Below are 17027 nucleotides of genomic sequence, written 5' to 3'. Positions count from 1 at the left end.
TACTCTCTGGCAACTAACCAGCATTTAACAAGCCTGACTGATTTAGCGCAAAATCAAAACATATTTATTACCTACTGTTTCTAAATCCCAACTTTTACAAGCAATAGAGAGGCTATATTTATGCTCTTTAATAGAGAAAGAGTTAGGTAAGTACACTTTGCGGCCTGTTCTCAGAGAGTATGTGACGGAAAAATTTATTAACTGCCTTGGCGATTAGAAATCGCGGCTACACGGACAAAACCCACCTTCGTGGGTTAAAAATCTTGATTTTATATTAGTCCACGCAGGTGGTCACTGAGCCTGTCGATAGCGTAGCGTGGCGTTAGCCATAGTGTGGACTTCGTTTGTGTAGTAGCGATTTCTAATCGCCGGAAACTTTTCTACTGAAATTCTGATTCGATTATGCAAAAATGGCTTTCTATTGTGGGTATTGGGGAAGATGGTTTAGGAGGATTGAGTGCGATCGCTCTTTCTGTTCTTGAGCAAGCTACAATTATTGTCGGTGGGGAACGTCATCTTTCTATGTTGTCTCCTGACGATAACCGCGAAAAAATTACCTGGAAGTCTCCTTTTCATGCTTCTATTACAGAAATTATCAGTCGTCGGGGTGAAGCGATTTGTGTGTTAGCTAGTGGCGACCCTTTATGTTACGGTGTGGGTGCAACTATTCTTCAACATATTCCTATTTCTGAAGTTACTATTATTCCTACACTTTCGGCTTTTAGTCTAGCTTGTTCTCGATTAGGCTGGCCTTTGACGGAGGTGGAATCTTTAAGTTTATGTGGCCGTCCTGCTGATTTACTCCAATCTTATATTTATCCCGGTGCAAAATTATTAATTTTGAGTGAGGGAAAAAATACGCCGTTGATTGTGGCGGAAATTTTGAGAAAGCGTGGTTATGGTAATAGTAAAATCACCGTTTTAGAAAGAATGGGGAATGTTGAAGAAAGCATTTTCACAGATATTGCTAATAACTGGACAAAACCAAATATCGCCGCTTTAAATACTATTGCGGTGGAATGTATTGGAGATATGGGAATAGTTCCTTTATCCAGATTTCCCGGTTTACCTGATAATGCCTTTCATCATGATGGACAATTAACGAAGCGGGAAGTACGGGCGGTAACTTTATCAAGTTTAGCACCTTTGCCAGGGCAATTACTTTGGGATGTGGGGGCTGGTTGTGGTTCTATTTCCATAGAATGGCTGCGGAGTCATGTGAGATGTCGAGCGATCGCTATTGAACAAAATTCTACTAGACTAAATTATATAGCTGATAATGCGGCTGCTTTGGGTACACCCAATTTACAAATTATTGCGGGTAAAAGTACAGAATTTATCGAGAACTTACCCACACCTAACGCAATTTTTATTGGTGGTGGTGTCACAGAACCAGAAATATTAGAAATGTGTTGGAATGCGTTACTTTCTGGGGGAAGAATGGTAGTTAATGTGGTGACGTTAGAAGGTGAACAAAGGTTATATCAATGGTATGAAAAAGTAGGCGGAAATTTCACTCGCATTGCTATTCAACGCGCCGAACCTATTGGTAAATTTTTGGGTTGGAAGAGTATGTCACCTGTGACTCAATGGGTAGGAATTAAAAATTAGCTATTACAGCACTTCCCGCTCTAATGAAATACAATGGAAGGCGGGGAAACCCCGCCCCTACGGGTTTGACAATAAAAAACTGTACCTCATAACAGAGGGAAGTGCTGTAACGTAAGTAAGTTGCTAAGAGAAGGTTTGAAAAGTTTTTGAACCCACGAAGGTGGGTTTTGTCTGTGTAGCCGCGATTTATAATCGCCCAAAACTTTCTTCCTATTCCCTTGTCATAACGAAAATTTTTAACGCCAACCTACTTAGACATAGTTTCAGATTTCCAAATAACTCTGCTATGATGGGGAACTGTGGGATTTGCGCCTAGTCTTGGTGCTATTGCCCATTTAGCATTTTAAACCATTCGTCCGCCTAAGACTGAAGCCGTGATTGGCGACAGGCCGATGTTATTTCTGGAGTTCTATGTCTTTTTCTAATCTCGGCTTGTCCCCTGAAATTGTCCGTGCTGTCACTGAGCGAGGATATAATCAACCCACACCAATCCAAAAACAGGCTATTCCTGTAGTTTTGGCTGGGGGTGATATTATGGCTGGAGCGCAAACTGGTACTGGGAAAACAGCCAGCTTCACGCTACCCCTGTTACAACGTTTGTCTACTAATAAGAACAGTCAAAGTCATGCTCAGGGATTTCCCCCAATTCGGGCGTTAATTCTTACACCCACTCGTGAACTTGCTGCACAGGTAGAAGAAAGCGTTCGTGATTATGGTAAATACTTAAATCTGAATTCAATGGTTATGTTTGGGGGAGTTAGTATTGGACCCCAAAAACGACAATTGAGAACCCGCGTAGATATTTTAGTTTGTACCCCTGGACGATTACTAGATCATGTCCAACAAGGGACTGTAAATTTATCCCGTGTAGAAGTGTTGGTACTGGATGAAGCAGACCGGATGCTGGATATGGGTTTTATTAATGATATCCGCCGCATTCTTTCACTTTTGCCCAAACAGCGCCAGAATTTACTATTTTTTGCAACTTTCTCCGAAAAGGTTAAAACCCTTGCTGCTGGGTTACTACATCACCCAACAATGATTGAAGTTGCACGTCGTAACGTGACTGCGGCGAAGGTGATACAGAAAGTTTATCATGTAGACAGAGAACGGAAGCGTCAGTTACTTTCTCATCTAATTCGGGAAAATAAATGGTATCAAGTATTGGTATTTAGCCGCACCAAGTATGGGGCTGACCGATTGGTGAAGCAGTTGGGTGAAGACCGTATTCAAGCCTTGGCTATTCACGGAAATAAGAGTCAGGGGGCGCGAACTCACGCTTTAGGAAAGTTCAAAGATGGGACTCTACAGGTATTGGTAGCAACTGACATTGCTGCTCGTGGTCTTGATATCAGCGAACTACCCCACGTCATTAACTACGATTTACCCAATGTCCCAGAAGATTATGTTCATCGCATTGGTCGAACCGGACGCGCTGGGGCGGAAGGTCAAGCGATATCCCTCGTATGTGTGGATGAACACCATTTATTAGCGGATATTGAGAAATTAATTGAGCAGCGTTTACCTAAAGAAGTGGTGGCTGGTTTTGGAGTCAACCCCGATATTAAGGCTGAACCAATTCCCAATGGACGCAAAGCTCCTTCTGGTGGTGGTGGTGGTGGACAACGAACTCGTCGTTCTGCACCTAAATCTGCTTCCCAAAAGTCGCCTAGACAACCTTCTTCACGCACAGCAGCAGGTGATAAAAAGTCTGGAGCTAGTTCACCTACTCCACGCCGTTCTGGTAAACGCAGATAATCAACAACTGAAACCCGGCGTTGCTGATTAAGAGTATGATTTTGTTTCACGCAGAGGCGCAGAGTCTACAGAGAGTAAGAGTTTGAAATCATTGATTTTTGAATTTCATACCCTAATTCAGCAACGCCAATTTCTTATCTGTTCCCTGTTCCCTGTTCCCTGTTCCCTTTTTTTGTAAAATCCCTTTCACCTTTTTGCTATACAATGATTAGTAGCTAAAATTAGGAGTGATCTTTAGTGTCTGAGGAGACTAAGACCCATTGCTTTGTAGTTGGTATTGGGGCTTCAGCAGGAGGACTACGAGCATTAGAAGAGTTTTTTGATAATATGCCCGCAGACAGTGGTGCAGCCTTTGTTGTGGTGCAACACCTATCTCCAGATTTTAAAAGTTTGATGAAAGAACTGCTAGAACGCCGCACTCGCATGACAGTGAAGCGAGTACAAAGCGGAATGCAGATTGAACCAAATACAGTATATTTAATTACGCCACAGAATAATTTAATTGTCGAAAATGGCACTTTAGAGCTAATTCAGCAAAGTGAACCACCTCGACAACAACCCAATTTCCCTATTGATATTTTTCTCGATTCCCTCTCCAGAGATAGCGGAGATCAAGCAATAGCTGTAATTCTTTCAGGAACAGGAAGTGATGGAACAAGGGGGATACAGAGCATTAGTGAGTGCGGTGGGTTGACATTTGTGCAGTCACCGGGGACAGCAGAATTTGATGGAATGCCCCAAAGTGCGATTGCTACAGGTATTGTAGATCAAGTGTTACCACCGGCGGAAATGGCGCGGACGATTTATGAAATCATCCAAATGCAGCGTCAAGGCGCAACTCCAGGTGAATCTCTACTTCCAGAATTAGAATCAGAAAAGCTCCGGGCGATTATCCAAATTCTCAACCAATACGAAAAGCTCGATTTTTCCTATTATAAACCTAGCACTCTCAGCCGCCGCATCTATCGCCGTTGTTCTCTAAGTGGGCATAATCTCTTAGATGATTATGTCAAGTATTTAACCACTTCCAGCGAAGAACGGGCGCTACTGCGAGATGATTTAATGATTGGGGTGACTAGGTTTTTCCGGGATTCTGTAGCCTGGGAATATCTGGATACCGAAGTATTCCCAGAACTGATTAGCCCTTTGGAAAATGGTCAACAGTTAAGGGTGTGGGTGACGGCTTGTGCGACAGGTGAAGAAGCCTACTCAATGGCGATTTTGATTGATGAAGTTATCAACCGTTTGGGTAAACAACTAAGTGTCAAGATTTTCGCTACAGATATTGACGCAGCCGCATTAAGTAAAGCCGCAGAAGGCATATATCCGGAAAGTATCAGTATTGATGTTTCTCGTCAACGGTTAGAAAAATATTTTACTTTCCGTAACCGTAATTTCCATGTATCACGGGCGTTGCGGGAAATGATTATTTTTGCTCCTCACAACTTGGCGAAAAATGCGGGATTTACGCGAATGCACCTGATTAGCTGCCGTAATGTCCTAATTTATATGCAGCCGATTTTGCAACAACACGTCATGAGGATGTTGCATTTTTCACTAATGCACAAAGGGATTTTGTTTTTAGGTGCGGCGGAAACACCAGGAGAATTAATTGAAGAATTTAGTCCTCTGTATGAGAAATTCAAAATTTATCAAAAACGGCGCAATGTTCGCTTACCCATTCTCAGTCAAAATTTAGAATATATAACTCCGGTTGTTTCTCGCCCTAGTCAAGCTAGGAGAGGTACAGTTCAGTTCGATCCAGCTTTAACGGCAGCTTTTACTGCTTTTGTGCGGCGCAGACAATGTACCTGTCTATTAGTCAATGATGATTTGGAACTATTCCATGTTGTTACTGATGTAGTAGGAATTATGCAAGTTCCAGAAGGACAAATGACCAGGGCGATCGCCGATTTAGTCCCAAATACCCTAAAATTGCCGATTAACACCGCTCTACATCGTGCCAAGCGGGAACGGAAACCTGTTCTCTATGGTAACATCCACTTAAATCAGGGCGATCGCATTCGCAGTGTGAATTTAGAAGTTACCTATCATACGGGAGATACCCGCATGACGGATTTCTTCATGTTAATCATTGAAAATGAAGAACGTATTTCCTCCCCAAATCGTCCCGAAGCCTTTCAACAAGATGCAGAAGCAACACAACGCATTCTGGATTTAGAATACGAATTACAGCAAACTAGAGAAAACCTCCAAGCGACAATTGAGGAGTTAGAAACCACCAATGAAGAACAGCAAGCGACTAATGAAGAGTTGCTTGCTTCTAATGAAGAATTACAAAGTACCAACGAAGAACTTCATTCTGTTAACGAAGAACTATATACTGTTAATACAGAATATCAAACGAAAATTCGTCAATTAGTAGAATTATCTAACGACGTGGATAATTTGCTGCGAAGTAGTGAAATTGGCGTAATTTTCCTAGATCGAGAATTGCGAATTCGTAAGTTTACCCCCGCAGCCACACCCGCTATTAACCTCTTAGAAACTGATGTAGAACGCCCGATTCAGCATATCACCCATAACATGAATTGCCCAAATCTGCTGGAATTATTGAAGCGGGTAGTAGATACAGAACGTCCTATTGAGCAAGAGGTAAAGTTAAATAATACTGAACATCATTTGCTGATGCGGTTATATCCATATCTCAGAGATGATGGACAAACAGATGGTGTAGTCATTACCTTTGTGAATATTGATGAAATTAAACAAGTCCAAGAAGCACTACAACGCCGCACCGCAGAATTAGAAAAACTCTACAATACCAATCCAGTCGGCTTGGTACTCCATGATCAAGATTTACGCTTTGTACGAATTAATGAAGCCATGGCGGAAATCAATGGTTTACCAACGAATGCACATATCGGTAAACAACTACGGGAAATATTACCAGATTTAGCTGATCGGGTTGAACCAATTTTACAACAGGTATTGACCACAGGAAAATCAATTCGCAATATGGAAATTTCTGGGTTTACACCAGCGCAACCAAATGTGCAAAGAGATTGGATTGCTAGTTATTATCCTATTAATCAACCTGATGGAGGGAAGGCTGTCAGTGGTGTAATTGTCGAAATTACCGAACTCAAACAAGCGCAAATGGCTTTGCGTCAAAGTGAAGAACGATTACGGGCTTTGATGAATTCCAGTCAAACCATTTTATTTAGTTGTCAACCGACAGGGGATTATCGGGCTACCTTTATTAGTCAAAATGTGCAGTTTATTTTGGGTTATCCTCCCCAAGTGTTCTTAGAGGAATCAGGTTTTTGGTATGACTACATTCATCCCGAAGATCGCGATCGCGTGTTAACAGGATTAAGTCTGTTAGAATCTGATAATACCTATTCTTTAGAATATCGGTTGCGCTGTGCTGATGACAGTTATCGGTGGTTTTTTGCTCAGTTGCGGTTAATGAGAGATCAAGAAGATAATCCTTTAGAATGTGTGGGTTATTTAGTGGATATTAGCGATCGCAAAGCCGCCGAAAAGATTCTCGAACAACAGGTGCAAAGAGAACGCCTATTAAAACAAATCACCGACGAAATCCGCCAAAGTCTCGAACCACAAAAAATCTTTGAAACTTCCGCTAACCGTATTGGTGAAGCTTTTGGTGTAGATCGTTGCCTCCTTCATACCTACGAAATTGAGCCAACGGAACATTTACCAGTAGTAGCAGAATACTTAAGTGGGGAAGTATCATCTATCAAAGGATTATTGGGACCAATTGCTGGCAATTCCCAAATTAATCAACTCCTTGAGCAGGATACAGCGATCGCTATTGATGATGTATTTACTGATCCATTAGTATTATCAGCCACAGAAATTTGTCAACAAATTGGCCTCAAATCAATATTAGCAATTCGCACATCCTACCAAGGAAAAGCCAATGGATTGATTTGTTTACATCAATGCAATTATCAACGTCACTGGATTACCGAAGATATTGGCCTGTTAGAAGCTGTCGCTGCTCAAGTTGGGATTGCGATCGCTCATGCTAAACTTCTACAACAAGCCGAACAGCGACAAATAGAACTAGCTGAACAAAATTTAGCCCTAGAAGCAGCCACCGAAAAAGCCCAAGCCGCAAGCCGCACCAAGAGTGAATTTCTTGCCAACATGAGCCATGAAATTCGCACACCCATGAATGCTATTTTGGGATTTTCCGAACTATTACAAAATCTCGTCAGTGACGATTTAGCCCAAAGTTATCTCCAAGCCATTCAAACCAATGGCCGCACCCTACTAACTTTAATTAACGACATCCTGGATTTATCCAAAGTCGAAGCCGGCAAACTCAAACTCAACTATGAATCTGTCAATTTTCCCTTACTCCTACAAGACATTCAACAAATGTTTCTGCAAAGAGCCAGAGAAAAAGGACTATATTTAAATCTGCAAATTGATGACAAAATCCCCGCTGAAATATATATTGACGAAGTACGTCTGCGGCAAATTTTCGTAAATATAGTCGGTAACGCCATTAAATTTACTGAAAAAGGTGGTATAATTATTGGCGTTAATAGTCATATCAACCCCAGTATTGAAAATCAGGCACATATAGAAATTGCTATTTCTGATACTGGTATTGGCATCTCTCCACGAGATCAAACCTTAATTTTTGATGCTTTTCGCCAAAGTCAAGGACAAAGTAATCGCAAATATGGCGGTACAGGGCTAGGATTAACCATTAGCCGCAGATTGACACAAATGATGGGTGGTACAGTTGAAGTGATCAGCGAATTAGAAAATGGTAGCATCTTCACCTTAATATTTCCCGAAATTACAATTACTCAAAATACAGCAATTTCACCAGCATCAACTCCACATAACCATGATTTAAGCCAATTTTCATCCCTAAAAATTCTCATCGTTGATGATGTACAGTCTAACCGAGATTTACTCTACGCCTATTTCAATTCCACTCCCCACCAAATCATCATGGCAGACAATGGTGTAACCGCTCTAGAATTAGCCATTAAACATCATCCTGACCTCATATTACTAGATTTGGTTATGCCCAAAATGGATGGACAATCCGTTTTACAAGCACTGAAACAAAATCCCTCCACAGATGATATTTGCGTGATTATGGTGACAGCTTCTATCCAAGAACAAGACTTTGAGGAATTACACACCCTCGCCCAGGGCTTTTTACGCAAACCAGTTAGTCGTCAGCATTTACTCAGTGAGTTGCAACGTTTATTTCCCTCCCAAATATTAATACATTCAGAACCTACTTCCCCGCCAGAAAAATCTGTAACAGTAATGTCGCCGCAAGCATTAGAAAAGTTACCAGAACTGATAAAATTACTCCAACAGGAAGAAGCGACTGTTTGGAAAACCTTGCACCAAACTTTGTTAATCAACCAACTACGAGCTTTTGCTCTCAAATTACAGAGTTTAGCACAACAGTATGAATGCCCCTATTTGGCAGAATACGCTGCTACGCTCAAAAACCAAATTGATACCTTTGATTTTGCCTATCTTGCGGATACTGTCGCTAATTTTCCACAAATTATTAAGCAGTTACAAAAATTTCTATCTTAAAGCCTTATCATAAATGCTATAAATACTCTGATATAAATAATGGAAAAAGTTACTTTTAATCCAAGAGATTGCACTATATTAATAGTTGATGACCTCATTCAAAATATCCAAGTTTTAGGAAGAACCCTAGAAACACAAGGTTATTCTATTACCTATGCGATGAGTGGCAAAGAAGCCCTGCAACGTCTTCAAGCAATACAACCAGACTTAATATTATTGGATTTATTAATGCCCGATATGAGTGGCTTAGAAGTTTGCGAGCAAATTAAGAAAAATCCAGCCTATTACCATATCCCCATTCTTTTTCTTACTGCTAGTCATGAAGAAGAACACTTAATAGAAGCATTTGAAAAAGGGGCGGCTGACTATGTAACCAAGCCTTTTAGAGCGACAGAATTGTTAGCTCGTGTGCAGACACATATTCAACTAAAACTGCAAACTAGACAGTTACAACAGAGTGAAAATAAACTCAATACCATTGTTACTTACATCAAAGATGGGATTTTAATTATTAATGAATCAGGAGTTGTAAAATTTGCTAATCCTGCGGCGGCGCAAATGTTTGACAAACAATTATCTGATTTAATTGATCATGAATTAGGACTTCCTATTGTTGTGGAAAAAGTTGCAGAAATTGATATTCTTCGCTCCAATGGGATTCTTGGCCGGGCAGAAATTACCGTTGCTGATGCTGAATGGTTAGAACAAAAAGTTTCCATTGTCGCTATGCGAGATGTGAGTGAACGCAATCAAATTGAGAAAAAATTGCGAATTGCTTTAAACAAACAGAAAGTATTAAGTCAAAAACTTAAAAAAATAGCAAACACTGACGTATTAACGGGAATTGCTAATCGGCGTAATATTTTGGCAATTTTGAAAAAAGAATTGCAACGAACTCAACGTTATCATCAGAATTTTTCACTTTTATTAATTGATATTGATCACTTTAAATCCATAAATGATACCTATGGACACCCCATAGGAGATCAAGTATTACAAGAAATTTCTCAATTTCTGATTAATTATTTGCGAAATGCTGATACAGTTGGGCGTTTGGGTGGGGAAGAATTTCTGGTTATTTTACCAGCCACAAAGTTACAAGAAGCAATAGAAATAGCAGAACGTCTCTGTCATCAAATTCGCAATTTGGATATAGAGATGATCGATCAAACAGCCAGAATTACTGTCAGTATTGGAGTTACAACTTATCAAGATCATGATATCAATGATACCACCATGTTAAAGCGGGTAGACAATGCTCTTTATAAAGCAAAAGAATCTGGACGCGATCGCGTCATAGCAATTTCTGATTAACTAATAAGATTTACCATCGCTACCAAAGTATTCTCGATAGGCACAAATTTGATTACCTCGAATATCAAAGGCAACTGCAACCCGATTTTTATAAGGGTTTCCAAATAAGTTGCCTTCATCTCGAAATTCAAAAATTACGGTTTTCTCATTGCTAGTAATACTGTCTAAAGAAGTGAGCTTTATTCCTGATTTAAAAGCCTCAGAAACATATTCAAAAAACTCTTTAGCCCGTTCTTTACCCTCATTTAAACCGTGGAATTTACCCGTTGGAAACCAAAAGCTAAAATCGTCTGTCAGCATATCTAAAAATGCTTGCCAATTACCAGTTTCTAAACCTTGTATAAAATATGCAAATGCCTGTTGAGCAATCTTTAAAGTGTTTTCTGATTGTGTTGTCATAATTAGGGTTTGTTGATAGCGTAAGCGTGGCGTTAGCCATACCGCAGAGGACAGGTCGAAATAAGAGTTTCAGAGAGTTATTGCGTAAGTCCTAAAAGTCTTTTCGTTACGGCTAAGAGTCAGGAGTATGCCTTACACCACGCTGCACTATCACAAAGAAGAACATTTTTCTCCTCTCTGTCACCTGTCACCTGTCACCTGTCACCTTCTTCACTTAAAAATAGAGGGTAATAAATTGGGGGCTAACCATAACCCATAACCAATAAAGCCAAACAATAAAGTAATTAAGAAAGTGACAACATAGCTAATGCACATGAGTAAACCATCAGATTCAATCGTAGCAACTGCCAAAAGTAAAATACCTACGGTAGGGATGGGGTTGGTAAAGGGAATAGGGGAAATCAATAATAATGTTAACCAAGAGATACACAGCCCGTTAAATTGCCAAGTCCAAGGATGATTGGCGATTTTTTGCAATCGAGGACGGGTAATTTTCTCCAAAACTCTAGTGACTCGACGCAGATTTTGTAAGATGATTTGGGCAAAAGCATGAGGAAATTGATATTGAGCGATTTTTCTGGGTAGCCAAGGCGATCGCCTCCCTAAAAGCATCTGTACTGATAAAAATAAACAAACACCGCCTAGAGGACTACTTAAACCAGGTGGCATAGGAAATAAAAAGGGTAATACCAATAATGTAATTACCAAACTAAAACCCTGTTCAGAAGTTTCCGCGAGAATATCACCTAAAGTTAACGGCTGTTCAGTTAAACGTTCCAGTAGGGATTTAATTTGTTGAGAAAACCTTAAACTCATTTTGGTGTTAGCTCAAAAAAATTGATCATACTACCGAAATTATAATTCTGGCACAAAAACCGCGATCGCTTGAGGAATAACCCGAAACACAGCCGGGGTATGAGTCGTAATTTCTCCATCTGTATTAATAGAATGGGGTCTTCTGGTAGTAACTATAATTTCCTGACCTTGAAGAGCGCGGACATTCGGCCAATCAATATGTCGGCCTTGACGCATAGCTGGAAGCAAGGGGATAATTTGCCACCAATGATCCATTTCTAAACTATAAAGATCCAATCTTTGGTCATCTATGGCCGCATCATGCACTACAGCCATTCCTCCACCATAGTAGCGACCATTACCGACAGCAATTTGTACCGTTTTCACTAAAACTGATTGGTCATTAATCCGAATTTCTGCACTAAAAGGACGGGATTTCCAAATGACTTGTAATGCAGTAGCAGCGTAAGCAAATATCCCCCAACGACGTTTAACTTCTTGAGTTAATCCCTGAGTAATATTGACACTCAAACCCAGACTAGCAACATTAAAAAAATACTTTCCATTCACCACACCTAAATCAATCCGTCGCAACTTGCCACCAGCAATAATTTGACAAGCTTCCGGTAAAGAATTAGGAATATTCAAAGTTCTCGCTAAGTCGTTAGCAGTTCCCAATGGTAAAATACCCAAAGGTAACTGAGTATCAACTATCGCCTCGACTGCGGCATTAAGAGTACCATCACCACCACCCACAATTACCAAATCTATTTCCCGCTGGTAGCGACGAATCACATCACCTAGTTGGGTAGGATCTTTTGTAGACTCTTGAATTAGAGTAAAACCTAGTGTTTCCAGGCAATTAATAGCTTGTAAGAGGCTTGCTTCTCCTTGGCGAGAATGACGATTAACTAACAGCAGGGCGCGGAGACTCATTGTGCATACCTTTTGTAATTGATATTGAATAATTATAAAAATGTTGGCGGTAAAACTCTACAAGTCGAAGAAATCAGGAAAGCTTGTCAAACTTGGCCTGTCTCGTAGAGTTAATAATTTCTACATTAATACTGATCGCCATTCTCTTGCCAATTTTAGCTAATAAAGCCAATGCAACACAATACTTGTCGGTTAAGCTAAAAACATTATCAAAGTGCGAGTGATACCAGATACCGTTACCAAACAGCCGGGGTCATGCCCCGGCGTTTTACGGTTGTGTCGTTTCGATTCAACAGCCGTCTGGACCGCAGAAAGTTCTTCCGTATAGTACCTCTGCTTCACAGATATAGATAATACCCGCATAATCGGTGAAAAACTTGATTGCGACCTGATCCGCAATATTCTCGGCCATCTCCCGATTTTCGGTGAGTACCTCGAACTTTACATTCGAGTCGGTGTCGGCAGTGCTGGGTTTACCCGTAGAGCGCACGTTACGACTGCCTTTACCGCCAGTATCCACCACCGTATAACCGGTCGCCCCGCATTCATCAATGATCTTGGCGACCTTTTTCATCAGAACCTTTTCCGTGACGATGACGAGCTTGTTGGCAGGCTTGGACATATTGGTTAACTCCTTAAATTATGTAAATTAATCTACTTAAGTAGGTGGGCGTTAAAAATTGTCATTGGGGCAAGGGAACAGGAAGAGAGTTTTGGGTGATTTTACTTTTCTTCACACATTTTGGTTTTTTCCGCTCAGGTACTTAATCTGCCGGGTCAAGAGAGCGCCAACAGACCGCGACCAGTCTGGGATTAGCCACCTATCGCTTGGGCAAGCCCGATAAATAATGGTATACACACGCCGATCGCAATTGGCGTACCAACGGCTGTGGACGCGCCTATATAGGCGGATGGATTAGCCGACGGGATACCGGCTCGCAACGTGGGAGGACCTGAGATATCTGAACTAGAGGAAGCGATAACAGCCATGACTACGACACCGCCCATACTAAATCCCGTAGCATAGTGGGCAATCATGCCTAGACCGAAAGCAATCAACCCATGCAGAATCGGTGCTATTACACTATATACGACGTACCATTGGGCTACCTTACGCAGTTCGCCAATTCTTGACCAAGCTTCCATACCCATGACCAGCATCAAGATCGAAAGCAAGCCGCGAAATGCGGGATCATAGAAGCTTTTATAGACACTTTCCGGCTGGGTGAACAGTCCAAGAGCGAGGCCTAACAACATTGCCGATAAGGCAGGACCCCGGAGGCTTTCCTCGATAATTGGCCATATTTTGACACGATTATCCGCATCCCCTTTCTGCTGGCTGAGATACTCTTGTCGGGTGCTGGGATAATCGCCTGCCGCAACGGGCTGCTTGCTCAAAGACTCCTGCATGGCAGAATCGGCTGCTTCTTTACGCTTCTTCTTGTTAAGGTAAATATTCGCCACAACAATTGCAGTTACGAGGGCGGGAATATCCATGAAGGGATAAAGTGCGCCAGTCCATGCTTCATAAAAGATTTTTTGTTCTTCCAGTAGTGTCAGGGCGGCAGCCATAGTAGAGCCACTCACTGCACCAAATAATCCCCCTGTCGCGATCGCATCTACGGTTCTGACCTTCGGCAGCTTGGCCAATGTATAGCGGGCGATGAATACAACCAGAATCCCTATTACAACAGAAAACAATGCGGGTAACACCATATCCATCAGATTAGAATTGCGGATCGCAATTCCACCGGTCAGACCGATTTTGGTGAGCAGCATGAAGACAATGATCGTACAAATTGACTCTGGAATTACCAATTCGCTACCAAGGGCAGCAATGATCATCCCACCAATCAAAAAGCCGAGTGTTGGGGACTGCAATTGCTTAACGAAGTCCTGCAAGAAAACGGACAAAAAATCCACGAATACCTCCTTGTGTCTCCTCTGATGAGGAGTATTGCCATGAATGAACTAAATGAATTTTAAAGAACTAAAGAAGAGGCTCTTCACCCCTACAGCAACCGTTTTGAATGATGTGGGTTGAAAAAAGAATTCTTACCGCCGATTGAAATTACAAGCATTTAGCCACACTACAAAACTTATTTTCAACTGCCAAAAACTTGGTTGCTAATAACGCAACTATGATTATTTGGTAATAATAAACTTTGGTAACTATTAAAATTTTAGTTACCCAGTTTATTATTAGTTAAAAATATTAATGTTGGCTAATTTCTGTTGATGGAATTTCCAGAACCTGGGCTGTCAAAACAAAAAGTAAAGAGTGTTTATTAACAGCCTTTGCAGTTTTATATTGCGGTAGAAGATATACTAATGTTGATCTAAATATCTGATTTCAACATTTAAGTTTTATGAAAATTTATTTGTCAAAGTACATCTGTAAATGCTCCTAAAGTAGTGTTTAACTGTTTTCTAAGTACAAAAAACAACAAGCATAAAACATTTTGCTGATTTGTTATTATGTTTGACAATTTACATAAATTGTGAGTTAAGGTGCTGTTTAAGGAGAAACCCTAGTTACCCTGAAACACAATCATGCAGAACTATCTACCCAGTTTTATTTTTGCAGTTGAAACCGGGGATCAACTGTTTGATTAAAAATAGCATACAGCCTTTATATCAAAAAAAATTAACCCAAATGTATATTTATTAAATAAATATTATATACCTCATATAAGCAATAGCTTATATGACAGACCAAAAATGGCGGTATTAGTCAATGTATAATTTTTTTCTATGAACACTATTATTGATTCTTGAGAAAATAGACAAGAAGCGAAATTTAATTCGCTTCTTTTTTATCTTAACCAACATCATCATGAGCAAAACGGTTAAGCAGAAAGTCTAACGCATAGTTACGGATTTGATAATATTCGTAAACAAATAATATATTAGACATATAAGTAAAAATTTATTTATTTTCCTTAAACCTATAATAAGTATCTAATATAGATATTCACATCTATGGTTACTATAAGTTGAAAAGGAATAGGTGGAAAATATTATAGATAATTAATGATATTAATCATAGATTAAATATTTACAGCAGGAGTCAGGAAGAATCTGAGTCACATCTGCGGAATGTGGGATTTATGTCTATTCTTTCTCTAAAGTGAACTAGCATTGAAGCGTCAAATGGTGGTTTATTACTATCTTGTTGACATTCCTATGAAATACAATAACCCCACCCCCAACCCCCTCCTCGCTTGCGAGGAGGGGGCTTAGAATGTATGTCATTTAAGTGGATACGGTTATAATTTATTTCAAATGCTGGTATAGATCATCTCTCTATGGGATGGCTTTAAGTTCTATATTTTGTTAAGGAAATCACGGAAACTAAAATGATAGAAACTGTAGTAAATATTGTCTGATCTATTTTCTTGGGTTAAAAATTCTATCCAATTTTCTAATAATTCTTCTACATCATATTCATCAGTATTTAGCAAATTGGCAATATCTGTAGCTGATATAGGTTGTGTTGTCTGGGCTAAAACTTTCAACACTGCTAGGGGAAAATCTTGATGTTGAGAACCCAGCATTTTTTCTAAATGTTGTTGGTAATAGGTTTCTAATTGTGGTGGAAATGATGTTTCTAATTGGGAAGGTTGGGGATAAAAATTATTAGTAATAGCAGTTAAGATTTGGCTAACATACATAAAATTATTTTCGCTGCAGTTGGTTAAATTGGTAATAAATTCTGCTTCATTTATTTGGTGGGTATTTAACCAGGATTTTAGTGTGGAGGGGTTGTTTGCATTTGGTATAGAGACGTTGTTTGGTGTAGAGACGTTCCATGGAACGTCTCTACATTCTGGTGATAAATTAATATAACTCTGAATATAAGCTTGAATATCTTGTTTATTTTCCTGTGGATAATCTTCTAAATGCAAACTTTCCACCGGTGCTTCTATTAATAAACCAGAATTATCTGATAAAAACGGACGACGGGAAAGGAGAAAATAAACCCCTTGGGGAATGTAGCGGGGAAGATAAAAAATATTTGTTCCTGGTGGTTGTAAGTGGGAATTGATGCAATTTAAACTATCAATAGCAATAATTAATTTTTGATTTGGTTGTAAATTGTCGCTGATTTGTTGGAGAAGTAAAGATAAAAACCAACTCCCTTCTGTAGCGTTATCGGGTAAATTTGGCAGAGATATTTGATCAAATGTGGCGATAATTTGAGAACATATATATTTCAGAAATTCTTCAGCGTGATTTTTCCCCTCTAGTTCTGCGTTGTAATAAATTACCTGGCGATTTTCTGGGGGATTGTTTTGATTAATATATTGAGCAATAATTGCACTTTTACCGCTACCGGGTAGACCGATAATAGTGAAATAACCCCGGTTGTAGCGATTGAGAAAATTATTAATAGCAGTAAACACGAAATCACGACCCAGAAAATTCGCGCTTTTTTGGTGAATTATTGCTGCAAATTCTTGGTGATTAACTATGGCATTATTCATAGTTGGTGGTCTGGGTGTGGAGTTCATTATTTCATTCTCCCGCATTTTCCAACTTTAAAAAATGCACCATTCCCGCAGCATCACCCGCAACAATTGTTAACCCATCTGGTGTAACTGCACAGGAATGAAAGTCAGCGTCACCAATAAAAGTAGCTATTT

Annotated in this window: 10 protein-coding genes; 4 read left to right on the top strand and 6 right to left on the bottom strand. The window is 40.0% G+C overall.

Annotated elements, in window-relative coordinates; all coding sequences use genetic code 11:
• Window positions 1–402: 402 nt before the first annotated feature.
• The 4 genes from cbiE (at window position 403) to FJR04_RS23470 (ending at window position 10251) form a co-directional block, all read left to right on the top strand.
• On the top strand, window positions 403–1611 hold the full coding sequence (gene cbiE, locus FJR04_RS23485) for a precorrin-6y C5,15-methyltransferase (decarboxylating) subunit CbiE (protein ID WP_168499403.1): 1209 nt from the start codon (window positions 403–405) through the stop codon (window positions 1609–1611).
• 411 nt (window positions 1612–2022) lie between these two features.
• The gene (locus FJR04_RS23480) at window positions 2023–3369 is read left to right on the top strand and encodes a DEAD/DEAH box helicase (protein WP_168499401.1); all 1347 of its coding nucleotides are present in this window, start codon (window positions 2023–2025) and stop codon (window positions 3367–3369) included.
• 237 nt (window positions 3370–3606) lie between these two features.
• On the top strand, window positions 3607–8937 hold the full coding sequence (locus FJR04_RS23475) for a chemotaxis protein CheB (RefSeq protein ID WP_168499399.1): 5331 nt from the start codon (window positions 3607–3609) through the stop codon (window positions 8935–8937).
• A gap of 39 nt (window positions 8938–8976) precedes the next feature.
• Entirely contained in the window at window positions 8977–10251 is a 1275-nt protein-coding gene (locus FJR04_RS23470) for a diguanylate cyclase (RefSeq protein ID WP_168499391.1), read from the top strand.
• Here the strand turns inward: FJR04_RS23470 and FJR04_RS23465 are convergent, their stop codons facing one another.
• The 6 genes from FJR04_RS23465 to FJR04_RS23440 form a co-directional block, all read right to left on the bottom strand.
• Complete coding sequence (locus FJR04_RS23465; protein WP_168499382.1) at window positions 10252–10650, bottom strand: nuclear transport factor 2 family protein; 399 nt, start codon at window positions 10648–10650, stop codon at window positions 10252–10254.
• A gap of 210 nt (window positions 10651–10860) precedes the next feature.
• Window positions 10861–11466 carry an exopolysaccharide biosynthesis protein gene (locus FJR04_RS23460; protein ID WP_168499380.1) on the bottom strand — a complete coding sequence of 202 codons (606 nt, stop codon included), beginning with the start codon at window positions 11464–11466 and terminating at the stop codon, window positions 10861–10863.
• A gap of 39 nt (window positions 11467–11505) precedes the next feature.
• The gene (locus FJR04_RS23455; protein WP_168499378.1) at window positions 11506–12381 is read right to left on the bottom strand and encodes a lipid kinase; all 876 of its coding nucleotides are present in this window, start codon (window positions 12379–12381) and stop codon (window positions 11506–11508) included.
• A 289-nt stretch (window positions 12382–12670) separates the two neighbouring features.
• Window positions 12671–13003 carry a P-II family nitrogen regulator gene (locus FJR04_RS23450; RefSeq protein WP_168499376.1) on the bottom strand — a complete coding sequence of 111 codons (333 nt, stop codon included), beginning with the start codon at window positions 13001–13003 and terminating at the stop codon, window positions 12671–12673.
• A 191-nt stretch (window positions 13004–13194) separates the two neighbouring features.
• Entirely contained in the window at window positions 13195–14304 is a 1110-nt protein-coding gene (locus FJR04_RS23445) for a sodium-dependent bicarbonate transport family permease (protein WP_168499374.1), read from the bottom strand.
• Between the two features lie 1403 nt (window positions 14305–15707).
• A complete protein-coding gene (locus FJR04_RS23440) occupies window positions 15708–16895 on the bottom strand; it encodes an ATP-binding protein (RefSeq protein ID WP_168499372.1) in 1188 nt (395 codons plus the stop codon).
• Between the last annotated feature and the right edge of the window lie 132 nt (window positions 16896–17027).

The organism is Anabaena sp. UHCC 0204, from assembly GCF_009711975.1.
Taxonomy (GTDB): Bacteria; Cyanobacteriota; Cyanobacteriia; order Cyanobacteriales; family Nostocaceae; genus Dolichospermum.
This window is presented reverse-complemented; position numbering and strand designations above follow the sequence as displayed.